Annotated in this window: 21 protein-coding genes; 11 read left to right on the forward strand and 10 right to left on the reverse strand. The window is 27.2% G+C overall.

Features of this window, described 5'->3' with window-relative positions:
* Nucleotides 1-1,159, forward strand: a 1,159-nt coding sequence (locus ABY863_RS08095) for a DUF58 domain-containing protein (RefSeq protein ID WP_372793758.1), incomplete at its 5' end; no start/stop codon positions are given.
* Here ABY863_RS08095 and ppgK read toward each other — a convergent pair.
* The 8 genes from ppgK to ABY863_RS08135 form a co-directional block, all read right to left on the reverse strand.
* Nucleotides 1,152-1,895 carry a polyphosphate--glucose phosphotransferase gene (gene ppgK, locus ABY863_RS08100; RefSeq protein WP_372793759.1) on the reverse strand — a complete coding sequence of 248 codons (744 nt, stop codon included), beginning with the start codon at nucleotides 1,893-1,895 and terminating at the stop codon, nucleotides 1,152-1,154. The genes ABY863_RS08095 and ppgK overlap by 8 nt on opposite strands.
* A gap of 378 nt (nucleotides 1,896-2,273) precedes the next feature.
* Nucleotides 2,274-2,927, reverse strand: a complete 654-nt coding sequence (locus tag ABY863_RS08105; protein ID WP_372793760.1) for an alpha/beta hydrolase — start codon at nucleotides 2,925-2,927, stop codon at nucleotides 2,274-2,276.
* Nucleotides 2,928-2,986: 59 nt separating this feature from the next.
* Nucleotides 2,987-3,316: a DUF4870 domain-containing protein gene (locus ABY863_RS08110; protein ID WP_372793761.1), complete on the reverse strand. Its 330-nt coding sequence runs from the start codon at nucleotides 3,314-3,316 to the stop codon at nucleotides 2,987-2,989.
* A 19-nt stretch (nucleotides 3,317-3,335) separates the two neighbouring features.
* Nucleotides 3,336-4,589: a dihydroorotase family protein gene (locus ABY863_RS08115; RefSeq protein ID WP_372793762.1), complete on the reverse strand. Its 1,254-nt coding sequence runs from the start codon at nucleotides 4,587-4,589 to the stop codon at nucleotides 3,336-3,338.
* Nucleotides 4,586-6,550: a BatA domain-containing protein gene (locus ABY863_RS08120; protein ID WP_372793763.1), complete on the reverse strand. Its 1,965-nt coding sequence runs from the start codon at nucleotides 6,548-6,550 to the stop codon at nucleotides 4,586-4,588. Before ABY863_RS08120 ends, ABY863_RS08115 begins: the two co-directional genes overlap by 4 nt.
* Nucleotides 6,551-6,590: 40 nt before the next feature.
* Nucleotides 6,591-7,325 (reverse strand): 5'-methylthioadenosine/adenosylhomocysteine nucleosidase, encoded by a 735-nt coding sequence (locus tag ABY863_RS08125; protein WP_372793764.1) that lies wholly within the window; start codon nucleotides 7,323-7,325, stop codon nucleotides 6,591-6,593.
* Nucleotides 7,326-7,337: 12 nt separating this feature from the next.
* Complete coding sequence (locus ABY863_RS08130) at nucleotides 7,338-8,000, reverse strand: ABC transporter ATP-binding protein (RefSeq protein ID WP_372793765.1); 663 nt, start codon at nucleotides 7,998-8,000, stop codon at nucleotides 7,338-7,340.
* Between the two features lie 67 nt (nucleotides 8,001-8,067).
* Nucleotides 8,068-10,485: a DUF5916 domain-containing protein gene (locus ABY863_RS08135; protein WP_372793766.1), complete on the reverse strand. Its 2,418-nt coding sequence runs from the start codon at nucleotides 10,483-10,485 to the stop codon at nucleotides 8,068-8,070.
* A gap of 947 nt (nucleotides 10,486-11,432) precedes the next feature.
* Here ABY863_RS08135 and ABY863_RS08140 point away from each other — a divergent pair.
* Both ABY863_RS08140 and sucC read left to right on the forward strand, forming a co-directional pair.
* The gene (locus tag ABY863_RS08140) at nucleotides 11,433-12,128 is read left to right on the forward strand and encodes a Crp/Fnr family transcriptional regulator (protein WP_372793767.1); all 696 of its coding nucleotides are present in this window, start codon (nucleotides 11,433-11,435) and stop codon (nucleotides 12,126-12,128) included.
* A 194-nt stretch (nucleotides 12,129-12,322) separates the two neighbouring features.
* Nucleotides 12,323-13,516: an ADP-forming succinate--CoA ligase subunit beta gene (sucC, locus tag ABY863_RS08145; RefSeq protein WP_372793768.1), complete on the forward strand. Its 1,194-nt coding sequence runs from the start codon at nucleotides 12,323-12,325 to the stop codon at nucleotides 13,514-13,516.
* 100 nt (nucleotides 13,517-13,616) lie between these two features.
* Here sucC and ABY863_RS08150 read toward each other — a convergent pair whose 3' ends face one another.
* Nucleotides 13,617-13,991, reverse strand: a complete 375-nt coding sequence (locus ABY863_RS08150) for a PUR family DNA/RNA-binding protein (protein ID WP_372793769.1) — start codon at nucleotides 13,989-13,991, stop codon at nucleotides 13,617-13,619.
* Nucleotides 13,992-14,072: 81 nt separating this feature from the next.
* Entirely contained in the window at nucleotides 14,073-15,827 is a 1,755-nt protein-coding gene (locus tag ABY863_RS08155) for an ABC transporter ATP-binding protein (RefSeq protein ID WP_372793770.1), read from the reverse strand.
* A gap of 170 nt (nucleotides 15,828-15,997) precedes the next feature.
* Between ABY863_RS08155 and nusB the strand changes: the two genes are divergently transcribed.
* The 8 genes from nusB to ABY863_RS08195 form a co-directional block, all read left to right on the forward strand.
* Nucleotides 15,998-16,936: a transcription antitermination factor NusB gene (gene nusB, locus ABY863_RS08160; RefSeq protein WP_372793771.1), complete on the forward strand. Its 939-nt coding sequence runs from the start codon at nucleotides 15,998-16,000 to the stop codon at nucleotides 16,934-16,936.
* A gap of 32 nt (nucleotides 16,937-16,968) precedes the next feature.
* The gene (locus tag ABY863_RS08165) at nucleotides 16,969-17,424 is read left to right on the forward strand and encodes a DUF1573 domain-containing protein (protein WP_372793772.1); all 456 of its coding nucleotides are present in this window, start codon (nucleotides 16,969-16,971) and stop codon (nucleotides 17,422-17,424) included.
* Nucleotides 17,425-17,446: 22 nt separating this feature from the next.
* Nucleotides 17,447-17,767 (forward strand): preprotein translocase subunit YajC, encoded by a 321-nt coding sequence (gene yajC, locus ABY863_RS08170; RefSeq protein ID WP_372793773.1) that lies wholly within the window; start codon nucleotides 17,447-17,449, stop codon nucleotides 17,765-17,767.
* 73 nt (nucleotides 17,768-17,840) lie between these two features.
* Nucleotides 17,841-18,809 (forward strand): CdaR family protein, encoded by a 969-nt coding sequence (locus ABY863_RS08175; protein ID WP_372793774.1) that lies wholly within the window; start codon nucleotides 17,841-17,843, stop codon nucleotides 18,807-18,809.
* Complete coding sequence (coaE, locus tag ABY863_RS08180; protein ID WP_372793775.1) at nucleotides 18,806-19,390, forward strand: dephospho-CoA kinase; 585 nt, start codon at nucleotides 18,806-18,808, stop codon at nucleotides 19,388-19,390. The genes ABY863_RS08175 and coaE overlap by 4 nt, the downstream gene beginning before the upstream one ends.
* A 99-nt stretch (nucleotides 19,391-19,489) precedes the next feature.
* On the forward strand, nucleotides 19,490-21,055 hold the full coding sequence (locus ABY863_RS08185; protein ID WP_372793776.1) for a sensor histidine kinase: 1,566 nt from the start codon (nucleotides 19,490-19,492) through the stop codon (nucleotides 21,053-21,055).
* 11 nt (nucleotides 21,056-21,066) lie between these two features.
* A complete protein-coding gene (locus ABY863_RS08190; RefSeq protein ID WP_372793777.1) occupies nucleotides 21,067-21,762 on the forward strand; it encodes a response regulator transcription factor in 696 nt (231 codons plus the stop codon).
* 75 nt (nucleotides 21,763-21,837) lie between these two features.
* On the forward strand, nucleotides 21,838-22,233 hold a 396-nt coding region (locus ABY863_RS08195), incomplete at its 3' end, for an L-threonylcarbamoyladenylate synthase (protein WP_372793778.1).

Below are 22,233 nucleotides of genomic sequence, written 5' to 3' on the forward strand. Positions count from 1 at the left end.
AAAAAATGGGATTAATGCACGAAGAATATTAACAGAAAAATTTTCAAATTCAGATGAAAATCCAATTCCTATAACGATAAAAAATAATTATAAATTTAAAATTGAAGTGAAGTTAATTGATGAATTACCGCCTCAATTTCAAAAAAGAGATTTTGAACAAATTGCATTTATAAATTCAGCTCAAGTTTGGGAGTTTGAATATACTGTAAAACCTGTTGAGCGTGGCGAATATTATTTTGGAAATTTAAATGTATATGTTTCAACTTTTTTAAGAATTGTTTCAAGACGATTTAAGTTTCAAGAAAATGAAATGGTTGCAGTATATCCTTCATATATTCAAATGAAGAAATATGAATTTTTAGCAATGAGCAATCGTTTAACAGAATTTGGACTAAAAAAAATAAGGAAAATAGGTCACACTTTAGAATTTGAGCAAATTAAAAACTACATAGCTGGAGATGATGTACGGACTGTTAATTGGAAGGCTACTGCAAAACGCTCGCAATTAATGGTAAATCAATATCAAGATGAAAAATCACAGCCTATTTATTCTATAATAGATTTGGGAAGGGTGATGAAAATGCCTTTTGAGGAATTAAAATTATTGGATTATGCTATAAATTCAACATTGGCTTTCTCAAATATAGCACTCAGAAAAAATGACAAGGCAGGTTTATTAACGTTTTCTAAAAAGGTTCATACAATAGTTGCTGCAAGTAATAAAAAAACGAATTTAAACACTATAAATGAGGCTTTATATAATATTTTAACGGAGCATACAGATTCTGATTTTGGTTATTTATATGCGCTTATAAAACGTAAAATTTCGCAACGAAGTTTACTAATTTTATATACAAATTTTGAACATATCTCTTCATTAAAGCGTCAGATTCCATTTTTAAAAGCCATTGCTAAATACCATTTATTAGTTGTAGTGTTTTTTGAAAATACAGAATTAGATGCTTTAATAAATGAAAATGCAGAAGATTTACAAACAATTTACCATAAAACAATTGCTGAAAAGTTTGCTTTTGAAAAACGACTTATGGTGAAAGAATTGGAAAGTAAAGGTATTTATGGAATACTAACAAAACCACAAAATCTTACGGTGAATGTTATTAATAAATACTTAGAATTTAAAGCAAAAGGGTTTATTTAATATGATTTTTTGCAGCCATTGCAGCTCCAATAATTCCTGCCTCATTTTCTGCTTTTGCAGGAACGATATCCACATCGATATCAAATTGAGCCTCAATTTTATCAAACTTTTTACTTGCACCACCACCAACAATAATTAAATCAGGCGATAGTAATAAATTAATGTGTTTAAAATATTTAAGCAATCTTTTCCCCCATTCTTTACGACTTAAATCATCTCTTTTTCTAGCGGAGTCTGAAGCATATTTTTCAAAAATTTCACCATTTTTATGTAGCACGTGCCCAAATTCAGTATTTGGTAACAATTTACCATCTAAAAATAGTCCTGAACCTATTCCGGTTCCTAAAGTTATCATAATAACGGTTCCTTTTACGTTTTTCCCAGCACCAAAATTAATTTCGGCCAATCCGGCAGCATCGGCATCATTTACAATAGAAAAATCATTTCCAGTTTTTGACTTAAAAAGTGTGTCAACTTGCACACCCTTCCATTCTTCATGTAAATTCCCTCCCGTTAAACATTTTCCATGTTGTAATGGAGTTGGAAAACCACAGCCAACTAAACCTTTCCAATTAAAATGACTTACAAGTCTTTGAATTGTATTAGCAATAGCTTCTGGAGTTGCTGGATTTGGTGTTGGTATTCTATATTTATCAGTCGTTAATTTACCCGTTTCTACATCTACTAAAGCTCCTTTAATTCCTGTTCCGCCAACATCAATTCCTAATATTTCCATACAATTTTTTATAATTTGAAGTTTAAACAACAATGTTATTGAAAATATATCAAATAAAAAATGATACTTGTTATTTTTTATTTGATATATTATTTCTTCATAAAAAAACCACCCCTAATAGGGGTGGTAAAAATTGCTTTTAAATTTCTACTTCTAATGCCTTAGGATAACTAGAAATAGAGTAAACGTGCAATTGTAGGTTAAAGGTAAAGCTTGAATTAGTGAAAATTAATGACTTATATCATACATTTTAACATTTTATATAAATTACATTTTTTAGTGAATAGACAGTACTAATTAGTTTATTTTAAACAATTAAATTCATAATGAAAGAACTTAAGGAACTACAAATAATGAAAAATTATTCAGTTTTGAAGTTTACATTCGTTCTTCCATCCATTTTTTAAAATCGAAAAAGTTTTGTGGTGCAACACCATGTCCAACTTGATATTCTTTGTATGAATTTTTTATTTTTAATTCATTTAACATTTCAGGTGCTTTTTTTGCCCATTCAGCTGGTATTACTTGATCTACACTACCGTGAGATATAAAAAAATCTAATTTAGTAAAATCTTTAGTTTTTAAATTTTGAGGCAATAATTCAGAATTGATATAACCACTTAAAGCAATAATTTTTTGTACTTTTTCGGGATAATTTAAAGCTACAGCATAGCTTAATATGGTTCCTTGACTGAAACCTAATAAAAAAGTTTTGTTTGGTGAAATAGTGTATTTTTTTTGTATTTCATCAATAAAAACGGCTATTTTATCCCTTGCTTCAATTGCCTCAGGAATATCTGAAAATTTACCTTCATCAGCAGTAAAATTAATAGTATACCAAGCATAACTTCCAAATCCTAAATTTTGAGGCGCTCTTGCACTCACTATTAGTAAATCTTCAGGTAATTCAGTTGCAAACGAAAATAAATCTTCTTCATTGCTACCGTAGCCATGTAATAAAATTAATAATGAAGTATTCTCAGTTTTAACGTTAGGTTCTCTAACAATATATTGAAATGTTAATTTTTCCATAGTTGTAAAATAAAAGTCGCGCTTTTTAGCGCGACTTCAAAAATAGTATTATTAATTATTTATCCAATATTTTTAAACCAATCTTGAAATAAATCACCTACGAAAGGTACTTTTTTTTCTTCACCTTGAGTTGCTCCAATAAAACCAATTATCCAAAGAACGAAAAGACCAATTCCAATAATTCCACTAGCCCAAATACCTCCATATCGTCCTATAATAAAAGAGTTTACTAGTGAAAAAAGAGATAAGCCAATCATTTGTCGTATATGAAAAGCTGCAAATGAATTATGTTTATCATTGTTCATTATAAAAGCAATAATTGTCCCAATAAATGTGATGTAACTAATAATTGCTGTTGTTTTTCCTTCGTGAACGTCTAGATTTTCCATTTTTTGTTTGATTAATAGATTATAAAATCACTTTGTTGTTTGCTATTATTCCATAAACTTTACCATTCAATTTCTTATTTAAGAAAACAGAATTTTTTGAAGTAGAAATAATATTTGCTTCAGTAAATTCATACTCAAAATCAGGGTTAAAAAGTGTTAAATTGGCTTTGTTACCTTCTTTAATTAAAAAGCTTTCAACATTAAACCTATTTCTTGGGTTAACCGTTAAACAAGTAATTAATGTTTCTGTTTCTACAATTTTATTTAAGGCTCCAAATAAACTTTCTAAACCAATAGTTCCAAATTTCGCATTTTCATATTCTACTTTTTTATGCTCAATATCAATTGGATTATGATCACTTGTAATGATATCAATAATGCCTTCATTTAAACCTTTAATTAATGCTTTTGTATCTTTTAAAGTACGTAAAGGTGGTAAAACTTTGGTGTTTGAATCAAATTTCGTTAATTCATCATCAGTTAAAATTAAGTGATGCGCTGCAACACTGCAAGTTACATTTAAACCTTTCTTTTTAGCATCTTTAATTAATTTAACCGATTTTTCTGTTGAAATTGTTGGAATATGTAATTTACCGCCTGTATATTCTAAAATAAATAAATCGCGTACAATTTGTAACTCTTCAGCCATTGCCGGAATACCTTTTAATCCTAGTTTTGTACTGTTTTTTTCTTCATTTACAAATCCTTTACTTGCAATTGCTTCATCTTGAGGAAAAGTTAGAATAAGTCCATCAAAATTTTGTGCATATAATAAACCAATTTTTAAAAGGTTAGCGTTAGAGATAGGTTTGTTATAATCTCCAAAAACAATTGCTCCAGAGTTTTTCATATCGTACAACTCTGCAATATCTTTACTTTCAGAGCCTTTAGTTAAACTTCCGATAGGATATAAAGAAGTTGCAAAACCATTCGCTTTATTTTTTATAAATTCAATAGTAGATTTATTGTCTGCTACTGGATGTGTATTTGGATTTACAGCAACCGCAGTAAAACCACTTTTAGCAGCAGTATTTAGGCCGTTTTCAATAGTTTCACGTTCTTCAAATCCAGGTTCTCCAAAACTAACACTGGTATCAAACCAGCCTTGTGAAATATGAAGGTTTTCTAATTTAATTTCTTTAATTGAAGCATCATTCTTTATTGATTTGGCAATTTTTGTAATAATTCCATTTTCAATTAAAATGTCCTTTTTTTGAAGGTGAAAAGGACTTGATTTGTCAATTATTGTAGCAGATTTTAGGAGTAGGTTCATTTATTGAAATATTTTAGGATCAGCATTTCAATTAACAAAAATAGCACAGAAAATGCTAAAAACCATTTAAAAAGCCAATTGATTTTCTGTTGATTGTTAATTTCATTGAAAGCATCAGTAATTGATGATGAAATAGTTATATTTTTCTTATTTCCAACGAATGATTCTATAGTTACGGTGTTTAAATTACTTTCTTCTCTGTTATAATTAAAAGCAACGGTTTTTATAGCCGTATTTTCACTTAAAATTGTGTAAAATCCACTTTGTAAAATATGATCATTCAATGTTAGTGTAACTTTATTTTGAGAGCTAATTTGCATCGGAATAAATTCTAAAGCTGCTGATTCATTTTGAATTTTTAGTATATTATCTTTTCCAATAGAAGTTTTTACTTCAATGTTAATTTCAGGCTTAATAGTATAATATAATTCAGTTGTTTTTAAGCTTTTTTTAGCAAAATTGTAAAAAACTGGGACTACTAAAGGCGATTGCGTAAAATCAGATATTTTATTGTTTAATGGTGAAGAAATCCAATAAATAGTTCCGTTCAATGTTTTTATTGAAGATATAAATGGAAGAATGTTATCCATTGTAACAATAGATGAACTGTTTTTTAAATTTGTTGTGTATTGTAAATTTGTTTTTGGGTATTGAAAATTATCAACTCTTTTTTCAAAAACATCTTTTAGCAAAGGATGCTCATAGTTGATAGTTGTAATTTTGTATTCTGCTTCAATTTTTGTAGTTATTTTACCCAGATTTAAGGCTTGTAAAAATGAATTATAAGAATTAATAGTACTATTCTCTGAAGGAATTATAACCAAACTCCCACCATTTTTAGAATAATCTTGCATGCTATTTATTAATTCTGTTGGAATATTTTCAAGTTCATTTAAAATAATTAAATGTTGGTTCTGAAGTTTATTGTAATTTAAATTTTGAAGAGGAGTAACAATGAAATTAAATTCACTTTCCGTATAAATCCTAGATAAAAATTCAGAAGTATTTCCAATACTTAATACATCAATTTTTTCTGGTTTTGATATTGAAAAGAAAAAGTTGTTGTCAAATTGTAGGGCATTATCAATAAGTGAAATTTCACCATTAAAATTTGCTGAATTTGGGATGGTAAACTGAACAGTTGAACTATTCGATTTTATAAATTTTGAAGTTGTTTTACCTATTAACTTTGAGTTGTTGAATAAAGAAATTGGAACCGATGAAGTGCTTTTTTGAGAGCTTTTAACAATTACTTTTACAATAGTATTAGATGTAGAACTTTCTTCAATAGAAACACTGTCGATATAAAAATTATTTATTGTTTTTGGGATTAATTTTACAAAATTTATGGAAGAATTTATTTTTGAAAAATCAGGTTTTGAAATTGAATTAATAGATTGAAAATCTGAAATTATAATTACTTTATTTAAAGTATTGTCTTTGTTAGATTCTAAATTTTGAGCTTTTAATAAAATGGTATTTAAATTTACTTTGTTAGAGTGGTATTTAATATTAATAAGTTCATCTTTTAAATTTTTCACCTCTAAATTTTTAAAAGTTTTATCATTTGTAATTAATGAAATAGTACTGTTTTGGTTTGTGTTGTTTTCTATAATTTGTTGTGCAGCACTTTTTAGTAATTCACCACTTTCACCTTTAGCCTGCATACTATATGAATTATCTAAATAAATCGTAGTATTAAAATTTTGATGTGTAGAATATTCCGAAAAATAAGGTTGTGCAAAAGCTATAATCAGGCAGGTAAATATTAACAAGCGAGTTATTAAAATCAACCATTTTTTTAAACGTGCACTTTTACGTGTTTGTTTTTCAATAGTTTTTAGAATTTTTACGTTGGTAAATGGAACTTTTACAAAACGTTGTAATTGAAATAAATGAACAAGTATCGGAATGATAAGTAGCAGAAGTGCATATAAAATTTCTGGATGCTTAAATTGCATTATTCATAGAGTTTTTCAAAGATATTAAAATCAAAGTTATTTATGAAAAATAGTTTTTTAAAATCCCTAAAGCGTAATTGCTCGCAATTGAATTTGCGAATTTAGGAAAATCTATAGTTGCATTATCATTTGCTTTGTCTGAAATAACACGAATGATTGAAAAAGGCACATCATATTCAAAACAAACTTGAGCAACAGAGGCTCCTTCCATTTCTACACAAATTGCGGTTGGAATTAGTTTGTTCAATTTTTTAATTTTTTTCAAACTTGAAATAAACTGATCTCCACTAGCAATATCTCCAAAAATTAATTTTGGATTGGTGATATCAAAAAGTTGTGCATCTGTCATCTTTATATAATCATTGTATGTTGCTAAAAATAGAGATGTTGCTTCTGTAAGTCTTGAAGCATCTGTAGTTTTTAAGAATTTCTTTTTAAGAATTGGAATTTCTAATTTTTCATAAAATGGAGTTGCATTTAAATCGTGTTGGTACATGTTATTTCCAATAACAACATCACCAATATTTAATTCATCTTTAATTCCACCAGCAACACCAGTAAAAATAATTTCATCAACATTAAAATCGTTAATTAATTGAGTTGTTGTTATTGCCGAAGCTACTTTACCCCAACGTGAAAAAACAAGCACCACATTTTTATTAAATAAAGTACCTTTATAATAGGTTCTCATACCTTTTTCTGTGGTTGAAACATCTTTAAGTTCGTGAAGTAAGGCTTGAATTTCCTCTTGCATTGCGCTAATAATACCAATCATTTTTTTACTAATTTAGTTGATAATTTTTCCATCTTTCATTTCTAATTTTCTATCGGCCATATTAGCTAACTCTTCATTGTGTGTTACAATTACAAATGTTTGATTAAATTTATCTCGAAGTGTAAAAAATAGTTCATGTAGTTTTTTTGCAGAAGCTGAATCTAAATTTCCACTTGGTTCATCGGCAAAAATAACATCAGGATTGTTAATTAAAGCTCTTGCCACTGCAACACGTTGTTGCTCACCACCAGAAAGTTCATTTGGTTTGTGATGAATTCTATCTGATAATCCTAAAAAAAATAATAATTCTTTTGCTTTTTTTTCTGCTTCATTTTTTGAAGAATTCCCTATAAAAGCGGGTATGCAAACATTCTCTAAAGCTGTAAATTCAGGGAGTAGTTGATGAAACTGAAAAATAAAACCAATGTGCTGATTTCTGAATTTAGACAATGATTTGTCTTTTAATTCTAATAAGTTTTGATTGTTGATAGATAGCGTTGAATTTTTAGATGCTGCTGGGTTATCTAAAGTGCCTAATATTTGTAAAAGCGTAGTTTTTCCAGCGCCAGAAGGTCCAACAATGGCAACAATTTCACCTTTTTTAATGGATAAGTCAACACCCTTTAATACTTCTAAATTACCGTAAAATTTATGTATATTTTTTGCCTTTATCATAATTCAAAAATAAATAAATAATAAAGTTAAATAGCTAAAAGTTAAAATAAATACGTAATTATTATTTTTAGCTTTTTCTAAACCATTTTTTAGCATTGTTATAGTCTATATAATAAACCATTCTAACTGAAAAATTGTGAAGCATTGGTTCTTTAAATAAATTGTTTAAATTGTCTTTAAAATTTAAATCTGAAAATTCATCTTCATTAAATAGTGAATTTCTGTACAACGCAATTAGTTGACTTCCAGGTGCAAATTCCCATGAGAAATTTAGGTCAAAGTTCCATGTGTTGAAATTTATATCGTGATTATTTATGTAGTCGTTTTCAGTTAGTGTACCGTTATTATTTAATAAAAAGTATTGATCATCGTATTCAACAGGCGACCAATATTGTCTGAAAGTTAAAGATAAAGCAGCTTTTGTACTGAAATTATATTTTCCAGAGATAGCATTTGTAACAGATTTTGCATCTCTATTTCCAAAAATTATTGAGCCATCTTCCAATTCATTTACAAAGCCTTTATCATTGTTGTCTTTAGAATAAGATAGTGAATAGATAAACGAAAGTTTATCATTTACTCTAAATCTAGGCGAAAATTCACTATAAATATAAGAACTGTTTTCATGTACTCTATTTGCATAAAAAATATTAAAATCTAAAGCAAATTTTTTCCTGTAATCGGTTGATATCCATTGGTTACTAGCAATACGTGTATTTTGTATAAAATACCTGCCATCAACTCTAGGTTCATAATAATCATATTGTTTACCTATGCTACTTTGAAAATTTCCTCCAAAAGCAATTTTTGTTTTTTTAGTTTGAAAAAAGTAATTAATTCCCAAACCATTACCTGTGTAGGTATTTGGTTTATACAAGTAATCTAGTTCGCTCCAAAAAGTAATTCTGTAGTCATCAAAGTTTTTAGTAGGTTCAAATATTCTGTAAGATACTTGTCCTTCAAAATTGCTGAAATTATTTCGCCTTTGAAATCCCAAATCATTTTTATCGAATTTTGTATCTTGTAAATTATGTTCAATATTATATTGCCATTTTCCACTTGTTTTGCCAATTTCTATGCTTGAAATAAATCCAGTAGATTTTTCGCCAAATTCATTAATAGAACTCATTCCAGCACCTCCATTAATATTATATTTATTGGTTTTATTTGATAAATTAAATAATACCGCAGAAACATTTGCATCTCTAAATGACCCATTTCTTAAAACATTGGTATTTACAAAACTAACCGATGAATTTTTGTTAAATTGTTGATCTAAAACTACAACACTGTAATTTGTAAAAGGCTCAGTAGTAACTTTTCTAAATTCATCAGTGTCTAAATTTTTAATTTTAGCTTCTGTTTTTTCTGTAATTGCATTAAAAACGCCAATACCTAATCCACTTTTAGTTCGTCCAGAAATTTTAATGGCGTTTAACATATTAACGCTTGAAGGATTCTCTATTAATTCTTCGTTTTCAGCTAAATTAGATTCATCATAGTATGCAGTTGGTGTATTTCCAATTCTTCTAGAATAAAAGAAATCTCCTTTACTAAAAAGCTCAGTTCCTTCTGTGAAAAATGACCTTTTTTCAGAATATTGTTGTTCAAAAGGCCCCAAATTTAAAGTAACATCATCAAAGGCGGTTTGCCCAAAATCAGGAATAAGAGTTGCATCTAAAGTAAAACTTTCATTGATACCATATTTAACATCAACTCCATAATTGGTATTAAATTCATTGGTGCCATCAAAAGTTGTGTAAGATGAGGATGCATAAGGGTTAAAGCTTAATCTAACAGGAGGTTTTATATCTTCTAAACCAGTTAATATACCAGCATATTGTTGAATAGCACCATTGGTTTTATCGATGAAATTCCAAGTGTATTGTTCTTTTTCACTTTGAATTCTTCTGTGAAAGTTTAAACCCCAGGTTTGTACTTTTTCACCTGAAAAGCGTAATGCAGAATACGGTATTTTAATTTCAGCAACCCACCCGTTATCAGCAATTTTAACGGCACTTGTCCAAACACCATTCCAGCTAAAATCTTCACTATCAATTGTACTTTTTGCATCAGCCTGATTTCCTGTTGCTTGAACAAAAAATTCAGTATCATTTTGATTGTCATTATATGTATTGATCATGATACCAAACCAATCTACTTGTGAAAAATTATCTCTAGTAGCAGATTCCATTGGAATATCTTTAACATTGTCATCATAAAGAAAAGCTCCAAAATAAATAGCTTCATCATCATAAATAATTTTGACTTTAGTTTTTTTATTTTCAGGTTCTTTTCCTCCAGTTCCAGGTCTAAACATTATAAAATCTTGTGCAATTTCTGCATTAAACCATGCGTCATCATCTAAGACACCATCAATAATTGGTGCTTTTGTGATTCTTAATGCATTTATAGATTTTTTACCAGATTGTGAGTAAGAAGATGAAATAGAGAGTAAACAAAAAATAATTAGGATGTATTTCATTGTAATTTATAAAAGCTAGTTTAATGTGTGTTGCTAAAATATTTAAGATAATATTTAAATCATCTTAAATAAATGTTAATAATGGTAAAGACGTTGAAAAACAATAATTGTTACACTTTATAAAACTTTTTTGAAATGAATATAAATTTTATGTTTTTGTAGAAAAAGAATTCTATAGAAATGGGATAACTTAAAAAAGCGAAAGAATACAATATCCTTATATATAAAGTTTTATATTACAATTTGGTTATTTTTTGGTGTAAATAACAAGTGTAAACTAAAAAAGTTGAAAATAAATCCTAAGAATTATTATAGAATAATTAACAACAGTAACTGTGATAAAAAGTATTATGGGTACTAAAATAAATGATTTTAAAACTAAATTTTTCATAATCTTAATTTTAAGAATTAAATAAATTTACGATATAAATTTAATCTTAATTTGAGACAAATTATCCTTATTTCAATAATGGTATTATATCCTTTAGTTTAGTATTATATATCTTTATGTATGCAATTATACATCCTGAATAATTGAAATAAATTTATTTTAATGGAAGGTCGTATTTTAGGTTTTTGAATTTATCTTTATTAAGAGAATGAAGTAGGTTACAACCGAAATGAAAACACAAATTTAGCAAAAATAGAACATGCACTCATAAAATTGATGTATAAATCAAAAGAGTTAAATTATACAGCCTATAGTTCTCATAATTATAATATCAAGAAATAAGATTGCTGGTAATGTTATCATTCAAAATAATATTAAATTTTTCGTATTTTTATTTTTTGTTAAGTTTCTAAATATTTAAAGTATAAGTGTATTGTGAAATTTGTTTTTACTTTAATGATTTTATAAGTGTATTTTATGCAGTTTTATGGAATTATCAAAGGATTATAATGTAATTTTACATTATAAGTTATGAATTAATCTTTAGTTTTATTTGATGCCAGATTTTTTACAAAAGAAAACTCATTTTGAGTACGATTTTTTAAATGCCAGCGAGTGCTTAAATATTTTAACAGCTGAAGAAAAAAGTGAATTGGTTAGAAATAAAACCGATATAGAGTTTTCTGCAGGTGAAACTATAGTGAAAAGAGGAGTTTTAGTTAGTAATGTGCTTTATGTTACTGATGGTTTGGTAAAAATAGAAATGTTAAATGACAATAAGTTATATACAATAGGTTTAGTACAACCACATTGTTTTATTGGAATTGTTTGTTGTTTTGCTTTTAAAAAATTTGATTTTACCGCTATTGCATTAGAAAATTCTAAAGTTAGTTTTATAGATATTGAAGTTTTTGAGAAGTTTATTAAAACAAATAGTGATTTTTCGTTGGCTTTAATAAAGCATATGTCTGGTGTTTCTAATGGATTACTTCACAGAATGGCACGCTTATCTCAAAAAAATATAGATGGCGCTTTGTCAATCTTACTATTGGAGTTTTCTGAAATTTACAATTCAAAAAGATATACTTTACCAGTTCTTAGAAAGGAATTGGCAGATATTTTAGGCTATTCAAAAGAAAGTGTAATTAATACCTTATCAAAATTTAATAGAGAGGGAATTATTAAAGTTTTGGATAGAAAAATTGAAATACTAGATGTCCCAAGATTAAAACAAATTAGCAAATTAGGCTAGCTTAAAAAGTTTATTAAATGTTTGTAATATTTTGTTTTTAAGCAAAATAAAATTTAGAAGAGTCTTTTTAATTATTAAATTTCTGCAAACATTTTGGTTACTTATGTATTCTGAAAACTTTTTTCAATTACAAGATAAATTTTAAGTTTGGTTTATTACATTTGTGAATACTTATTTTAAAAACTTAATTTCTAATGAATTTACACGAATACCAAGGAAAAGAATTGTTAAGCAGTTTTGGCGTAAGAATACAACGTGGAATTGTAGCAGATAATCATAAAAAAGCAGTAGAAGCTGCAAAGCAGTTAACTGTTGAAACTGGCACAGGTTGGTGGGTTGTAAAAGCTCAAATTCATGCTGGTGGACGTGGAAAAGGTGGAGGGGTTAAACTTGCTAAAAATTTAGCTGAAGTTGAGTCAATTTCTGAAAGCATTATTGGAATGATGCTAAAAACACCTCAAACTTCTGCTGAAGGTAAAAAAGTACACCAAGTTTTAATTTGTGAAGATGTTTATTACCCAGGTGATAGCGAACCAGAAGAATATTATATGTCTGTGCTATTAAATAGAGCAACAGGTAAAAATATGATTATGTATTCTACAGAAGGTGGAATGGATATTGAAACCGTTGCTGAAAAAACACCACATTTAATTTTTACTGAAGAAATTGATCCATTAATAGGATTACAACCATTTCAAGCACGAAAAGTAGCCTTTAATTTAGGTTTGTCAGGTGGAGCACTTAAAGAAATGATAAAATTTGTTACTTCTTTATATACAGCTTTTGTAAAATCAGATGCTTCATTGTTTGAAATTAATCCTGTTTTAAAAACATCAGATGATAAAATATTAGCAGTAGATTCTAAAGTTGCTTTAGATGATAATGCATTATTCCGTCATAAAGATTTAGCTTTACTTAGAGATTTGCGTGAAGAAAATGAAATAGAAGTTGAAGCAAATGCGGCAGGTTTAAATTATGTAGATTTAGATGGTAATGTTGGTTGTATGGTTAATGGAGCTGGACTTGCAATGAGTACAATGGATTTAATTAAACAATCTGGTGGTGAGCCCGCTAATTTTTTAGATGTTGGTGGTACTGCAGATGCAAAACGTGTTGAAATAGCCTTTAGAATTATCTTAAAAGATCCTAATGTTAAAGCTATTTTGGTTAATATTTTTGGAGGTATTGTTCGTTGTGATAGAGTAGCTCAAGGAATTATAGATGCTTTTATTAATATGGGAGATGCTATTAAAGTTCCTATTATTGTGCGTTTACAAGGTACAAATGCAATTGAAGCTAAACAATTAATTGATGCAAGTGGATTGAATGTAATTTCAGTAACTGAATTTCAAGAAGCTGCAGATAAAGTAAAAGAAGTTTTAGGATAAAACTTTAATTATAAAACTAAAAAACCGACTTTTAGTCGGTTTTTTAATGCAAAAAAAAAACACTTCAATTGAAGTGTTTTTAATTTAAGAATATTAGTTTTTAAATATCTTCAAAATTTACATCTGTAAAACTTTCAGTGCTTTTTATCGCTTCAGATTCATCATCAAATTCAGAAGCTCTTTTAAAATCTTTTTGGTGGCGTTCAGAAATTACTTCATCACCTTTTTCATTCAAAATGTAATCAGTTGCTGATTTTAGCATTTCATTAAATTCTGTAAAATCTTCTTTGTATAAATAAATTTTGTGTTTTTTGTAATGGAAAGATCCATCATCATGTGTGAATTTTTTACTTTCAGTAACTGTTAAATAATAATCTTCCGCTTTTGTTGCTCTTACATCAAAAAAGTAAGTTCTTCTTCCTGCTCTCAGAACCTGTGAAAATATTTCCTCTTGTTCTAAATGTTCGTTTTCCATAATTAACTCTCTATTTTTAATTAACCTTTAAATTAGATTTCTACACAAATCTATAAAAATATTTGACTTATTTCACTATTTTTAAATTTCTTTTTCCAAAAGTTGCTGATCATAAAGCTCTTTGTAATATCCGTTAATATTAACTAACTCGTTATGTGAACCTTGTTGAATTATTTCCCCGTTTTCAAGTACAATAATTGCATCTGCATTTTTTATAGATGAAATTCTATGACTTACAATTATAGTGGTTTTGTTTTTACTGATTTTATATAAATTGTTTAATATAATTTCTTCTGTTTCGGTGTCAACAGCTGATAAACAATCATCAAAAATTAAAATTTGAGGTTCTTTAATAATTGCTCTAGCAATAGAGATTCGTTGTTTTTGCCCTCCAGAAAGTGTTACGCCTCTTTCACCAATATAAGTATCGTATCCTTTATTAAAGTCAATAATGTTGTGATGTATATATGCATCTTTAGCAGCTTGCTCAATTTTAGCGTCAGAAGCAGTTTCATCACCAAACTTAATATTGTTTTTTATAGTATCTGAGAACAAGAATGCCTCTTGTGGCACAAAACCAATGCTTTGACGTAAGTTATCTAAATTAAGTTTTTCAATTGGAATGTCATCTATTAAAATTTCACCAGATTTGGCATCGTAAAGTCTTGCAATTAGATTTACAATGGTTGATTTTCCTGAGCCTGTATTACCTAAAATTGCTAATGTTTTTCCTTTTTGAAGTTTAAAACTTACATTCTTTAGAGCGGTTATATTTGTATCGTCATAGGTAAATGAAACATTTTTGAATTCAATATTTCCTTCAATTTTGGAAGGATTACTGTTGTTATTTATTATTTCTGGTTTTTGTTCTAAAAATTCGTTAATGCGTTTTTGAGAGGCTTCAGCTTGCTGAACCATTGAAGTTACCCAGCCAACAACAGCTACTGGCCAAGTTAACATATTTACATACATAATAAATTCTGCAATTACACCTAGGCTAATAGTTCCTTCAATATAACGTAAACCACCAATGTAAATAACTAAAATATTGCTTAACCCAATTAATAAAATCATTAATGGAAAAAATAGCGCTTGTGCTTTAAATAAATCAATATTTTTTTCTTTTGAAGTGTTAGCAAGTTTTTCAAAATCAACTGTAGTTTTAGATTCAATTCCATAGGATTTTAAAATACTAATTCCCGAAAATGTTTCTTGTGCGTTGGCTGTTAATTTTGATAAATATACCTGAACAATAGTGCTTCTTTTGTTAATAACTCTGCTTAAAATATAGATGGAGGCAGATAAAAAAGGCAACGGTAGTAATGTGTAATTTGTAAGAACAGGATCTATATGGTACATTTTAATAATTGCAACAATAAACAACACTAACATATTTATAGTATACATAATTGCGGGACCAACATACATACGTATTTTACTAACATCTTCACTAATGCGATTCATTAAATCTCCCGTTTTATTCTTTTTATAAAAGTTTAAGGATAAGCGTTGGTATTGCTGATAAATTTCATTTTTCAAGTCAAATTCAATCAATCTTGAGGTCACAATAATGGTTTGTCTCATTAAAAAAGTAAAAAAACCAGAAAGTAATGCAGCTCCAATTATTAAAAGAATGTTATTTAAAAGTTCAGATTTCACCAGAGATAAATCAGGCACAAGACCATTTTTATAATCTTCAGCAATATTTACAGATTCTCTAATAAGTTGAGGTACTTGTAATGCTAACACTTTGGAAAGGATGGTAATAACAATTCCAATAAGAAGTCTATATTTATATTTTATTAAGTATTTATTTAAGTATTGTAAGGCTTTCATAAAGAATTTAATGCTATTTCAATTTTGAATGCACGAAGATACATCAATAAAATTTTAATTTAATTGGTTTAAGATAGATTTAACTTTGTTTAAAAAACTAAAAACAGCATTTAATTTCTAAAAAATAGTAGTATTTTTGCCACGTTAAAATAAAAACAAAGTTCTTTAAAATGATAAACAGAAGACATATTAGAGTTAAAGTAATGCAATCGGTTTATGCGTTGCTACAATCTAAAAGTGACAACCTAAATAAGGAAGAGAAATTCTTATATGCAAGTATTGATAAAATGTATGATTTATATGCATTAATGCTTCGTTTATTTGTTGAAGTGAGAGATTTAGAAAAGAAGCATATTAAAATTTCTCAAAAAAAGTATTTAGCAACTGCAGAAGAATTAAAGCCAAACAGCAAATTTATAAATCTTGAAATTTTTAAATTATTGGATGAAAGCGTTTCGTTAAACACGCATTTAGACACTAATAATTTAAATTACTGGACTTTAGATAATGAATATATTCATGAAATATTAAAATTAACTAAAAAAAGTAAGCTGTATATTTCTTTTATGAATGCTGAAAAATCTTCATTTCAAGAAGAAAAAGAGTTTATTGTTGCTTTATTTAAAGAAATTATTGCTCCAAACGAGAAATTAGCTGATTATTTTGAAGATAAAAATATTAGTTGGGTTGATGATATACCATTTGTAAATACTTGGATTGTTAAAACTTTAAACCAAATTAAACCAGCACAAGCTTTTCATTTAGGAAACCTATATAAAGATATAGATGATAAAGAGTTTGTTCTTGATTTATTTAGAAAAGTAGTGTTAAACCATACTGAGTTTGAAAAAGAAGTAATAGATAAAACACCAAACTGGGATACAGATCGTATTGCTGAGATTGACATGATTTTAATAAAAATGGCGATTTGTGAATTTTTAAAATTTCCATCCATGCCAACTCGTGTTACTATCAACGAATATATTGAGATCTCTAAAGATTATTCTACTGAAAAAAGCAGCTTTTTTATTAATGGAGTTTTAGATAAAATACTAAAAGATTTTACCAATACAAAAAGATTAAATAAAATAGGGAGAGGCTTGTTATAATTTTATATTTTTACAAACAAAAACATTAAAAAATGAAAAGAATAACCATTATTTACATTGCAATATTAAGTTTACTAGTTATTTCTTGTAAAGAGAATGCAGCATCAAAAATTAATGATGCAAATTTAGAAACAGCAAAAGAAAGAGATGCTATAAACAACTTAGGTTTTGCAATTATTGAATTTGATAATACTGAATATGATTTTGGGACCATAAATGAAGATGATATTATTGATGGCGCTTTTAAAATTACAAATGCAGGTAAAGTAGATTTAATAATTTTGAGTGCTAAAGCATCTTGTGGTTGCACTGTTCCTGAATGGCCAAAAGAAGCTATTAAGCCAGGTGAATCAGCCGAATTAAAATTTTCATTTAATTCAAGAGGTAAACCGGGTGTGCAAAATAAATCTATTACACTTAAAACCAATACAGAAAAAATTACCGAAGTTATACGTATTAAAGGAACGGTAACACCTAAAAATAAATAAATTTAACTTAAAAATAAAATAAATGTTTACATCAATATTATTACAAATGGATATGAGTTCTTTGTCAGGTATGTTACCTTTCTTATTAATGTTTGTTGTTATTTATCTTTTTATGATAAGACCACAAATGAAACGAGCAAAAAATGAAAAATTATTCCAAGCATCTATTGAAAAAGGGAATAAAGTAATTACAACAAGTGGTATTCATGGAAAAATTTCCGATATTGTTGATAGTGACAATACCGTAATAATTGAAACTGGAGCCGGAAAAATTAAATTTGAACGCTCTGCAATTTCCATGGAACTTAGCAAAAAATTGCAAGCGCCTAAAGAAATTAAATAGGTGCATAGTACATATACAAAAAAAGTGAGCTTAAAGCTCACTTTTTTTGTATATTTAATACTTATATTAAAAAATGAAAACGAACTTAAAAAATTCTAAAATATCAATAATTAACAAAGGAAAGGCTAAAGTATTTATGTTTATTTTGGTACTAACTTCAATACTTTGGTTGTTAATTGAACTTTCTAAAATTTCAATAAGTACTGCTACATTTGCTGTTAAGTATGAAAATATACCTTTAGGAAAATTAATGCAAAGTAAGCCTCCTTCTGAAATAAAAATAGCATTAAAAGCTCCAGGATTTTTATTATTAAAATTTAAATTAAAAAATCAAAAAATCAAATTAAATTTAAAAAACTTTGTTAAAACAGATTCTAATTATTATTTGCTGCCAAACCAACAAATAACTTATTTAAATGCCCAATTACGAGGGGAAATTGAAGTTATTAGTGTTTTAAATGACACAATATTTGTTGAATTAGGAAGTTCTAAATCAAAAAAAGTACCTGTGAAGCCTTCGCTTGATCTTAAATTTAAATTGGGTTATAATTTAATTAATACTCTGAAAATTAATCCAGATTCAGTTGTAATTACTGGTTCACAAAAATTTGTTGATTCATTAAAAGAAATAGAAACTACTTCAATTAAACTATATGATATTTATAAAAATATAAATGTAGATGTAGCTTTAAAATTACCTTCTAAAAAATACAATTTAATTGTTTCCGCAGATAAAGTTAATATAATTGGTGAAGTTGATAAGTTTACTGAAGGAAGGTTTACCATTCCTGTATTAATTGTCAATAAACCTATAGATATTAAAATTAATACATTTCCTAAAGAAATAGAGGTTATTTACCAAGCAGGGCTTTCAAACTTTAATAAGATTACAGAAAACAGTTTTTCAGTTGTTTATGATTATGAAGAGTATAAAATTGATACTTTAAGGAAGTATTTAACTCCAATAATTCAACATAAAAGTGAATTTATCTCTTCAATAAGGGTGTATCCAAGTCAAATAGAATTTTTAATTCAAAAATGAAAGTAATAGGTTTAACAGGTGGTATTGGAAGCGGTAAAAGTACCGTTTTACAATTGTTTCAAGAATTTGGAACAGCTACTTATATTGCTGATATTGAAGCAAAAAAGTTAATGAATAGCAATAAAGAATTAATTAAACAAATTAAAGCAATTTTTGGAGAAAAAGCTTATTTGAATACTAAATTGAATAGGGAATATATTGCTGAAATAGCTTTTAAAGATAAAGCGAAATTAGCCATACTAAATAAGCTAGTGCACCCAAAAGTACAAGAGCACTTTGAGTGTTTTATTAAAAATTCAACTGCTGAAATGGTGATTTATGAATCGGCTATTTTGTTTGAAAGCGGTAGTAATACATTATGTGATTACATAATAACAGTAACCGCCAATTTTGAAGATAAAATTAAAAGAATTATAAAACGAGATGGGGTATCTGAACAACAAATTTTAGATAGGATGAAGCATCAATTGAATGATGATTTTAAAGTAAAAAATTCAAATTTTGTTGTTAGAAATAAAACAATAGAGGATACAAGAGAGCAAATTTTAACTATTTATAATATGATTAAGGGTATCGTATAAAATTTAGGAGATATCTTAATATATTGTTAAAATTTTATATTTTTTGTTAACTTAAGTTAAAAATTAACATAATTACTATTAAAAGTTTATTTTTGAACAATGAGAAAAAGGATATTTGTACTCATCATTATTTTAATGAGTATTGCCTTAATAGGTATTATTTCAGTTCAAGTATTTTGGATTAAAAACACCATACAAATTACAGAGGAGCAATTTACATCAAATGTTAAATTTGCTTTGGCTAAAGTTTCAGATGATATTAAACAAAGAGAATTTGAAAATTTTTATTTAAAATTATCAGATATTTATAAAGAGGGTGAAAAATTTAAGGAATCAGATATTCGAAATTTTATCTATGAAAAAATAGATACTGTTAATAATGAAAAATTCACTTATTCTCAAAGTATAATTGAACAAAACTATAAGGTTCCAACGGAGTTCTTTGAAAATGATTCTATAGACTTTAAAGAAATTTATAGTAAAGAACAAGTTGTAATTATTAAAGAGCATATTTTAGATAATGATAAAAGCATTAATGCTCCTGAAGAAAGATACATTAAAGTAGGAAGATTAGAAGGTGCTGAAAAATCGTCACTAGAAAATGTTTTTGATATTTCAGTAAGTAAACTACCTATTCATAAAAGAGTTAGTAATAGAGAAATTACTTACAGATTAAATAATGAACTTTCAAGTAGAGGGATTGATACAGATTTTAAATATGGCATTTATAGTAATGATTTAGCCACACAGGTAAAATCGGGCTATTTTAGGAAAGAAGTTGGGAAAAGCTATAAGGTGCCAATGTTTGCAGATAAGGATGGCAATAGTAACTTTCAATTGTTTGTTACATTTCCTGAAAAGAAAAATTTTATTTTATCATCAATTTATAAAATATTAGCACTTTCAGTATTTTTTATTCTAATTATAATTTTAGCTTTTGTTAGTGCATTGTATCAGTTAGTAAGACAAAAGCAGATTTCTGAAATAAAAACAGATTTTATTAATAATATGACACACGAGTTTAAAACTCCAATTGCTACAATAAATTTAGCTTTAGATGCTATTAAAAACCCCAAAATAATTAGTGACAATGAGAAAGTATTGCGCTATGTTAAAATGATAAGGGAGGAAAATAAAAGAATGCATACGCAAGTTGAAAATGTATTGAGAATTTCTAAATTAGAAAAAAATCAATTAGATGTTAGTAAGGAAAAAGTAGATTTACACGAAATAATAGAGGAAGCTATCACACATGTTGTATTATTAGTAAATGATAAGGGAGGTTCTATTAAAATGAATTTAAAAGCGAATTCAACAGCTATTTTGGCTAGTCAATTTCACCTAACAAATGTGATTGTTAATATATTAGATAATGCCATTAAGTATTCAGACGATGCTCCAACAATTGAAATTCTGACTGAAAATACAGAAAAGTATATTACAATTAAAATTAAAGATAATGGGATTGGAATGAATAAGAGTGTTCAAAAGAATATATTTAAAAAGTTTTATAGGGAAGAAAGAGGAAATGTTCACAATGTGAAAGGTCATGGTTTAGGGCTTTCATACGTAAAAAAAATAATTGAAATTCATCAAGGGGAAGTTTATGTTGAAAGTGAAAAAGGTATTGGAAGCACTTTTACGGTAAAATTGCCATTAATATAAATAAATAAAATATGGAAAATAAAAAGATTTTATTAGTTGAAGACGATCCAAATTTTGGAACAGTTTTAAAAGATTATTTATCATTAAATGATTATAATGTTACACTTGCAAAAGATGGGTTAGAAGGACTTATAATGTTTAAAAATGATGTTTATGATTTATGCATTTTAGATGTTATGATGCCTCGTAAAGATGGTTTCTCATTAGCAAAAGATATAAGAACTACTAATTTGGAAGTTCCAATTATATTTTTAACTGCTAAAACAATGAAAGAAGATGTATTAAAGGGATATCAGGCTGGTGCTGATGATTATTTGAATAAGCCTTTTGATTCAGAAGTTTTATTGTACAAAATAAAAGCAATATTGCAACGTAAGGAAGGTGATGAAAATGTTGAAGAAGATAAATTTGAATTTAAAATTGGGAAGTTTGATTTCAATTCTAAACTTCGTCATTTATCTTTTGATAATGGTGAACCTCAAAAATTATCTCCTAAGGAAAGCAAATTATTAAAATTGTTGACAATTTATAAAAATGATTTAATGCCTCGTGAGTTAGCTTTAACTAAAATATGGAGAGATGATAATTATTTTACATCACGTAGTATGGATGTGTATATTGCGAAACTTCGTAAATATTTGAAATTAGATGAAAATGTTGAAATATTAAATATCCATGGGGAAGGATTTCGACTCATTGAAAAATAATAACAATTATTAAACCTGCTTTATGCAGGTTTTTTTATGCTCAAATTAAACTATATTTGTTTTAAAATGAGTAATATGGCAAAATTAGTTAGAATGTATGAGGAAAATCCTAATGAACGAGAAATAGATAAAGTTGTTGAAGTATTAAAAAAAGGAGGCTTAATTATTTACCCTACCGATACGGTTTATGGTCTAGGTTGTGACATTACGAATACAAAAGCAATGGAAAAACTGGCAAAAATTAAAGGAGTTAAATTAGAAAAAGCTAATTTTTCATTCATTTGTTATGATTTGAGTAATCTATCAGATTATGTGAAACAAATAGATACGGCAACCTATAAAATTCTAAAAAAAGCATTACCAGGGCCTTATACGTTTATTTTACCAGGAAATAATAATTTACCAAAAGCATTTAAAAATAAAAATACAGTTGGTATAAGAATTCCAAATAGTAATATTATTAGGGAGTTG

This window comes from Lutibacter sp., from assembly GCF_041562875.1.
GTDB lineage: Bacteria > Bacteroidota > Bacteroidia > Flavobacteriales > Flavobacteriaceae > Lutibacter.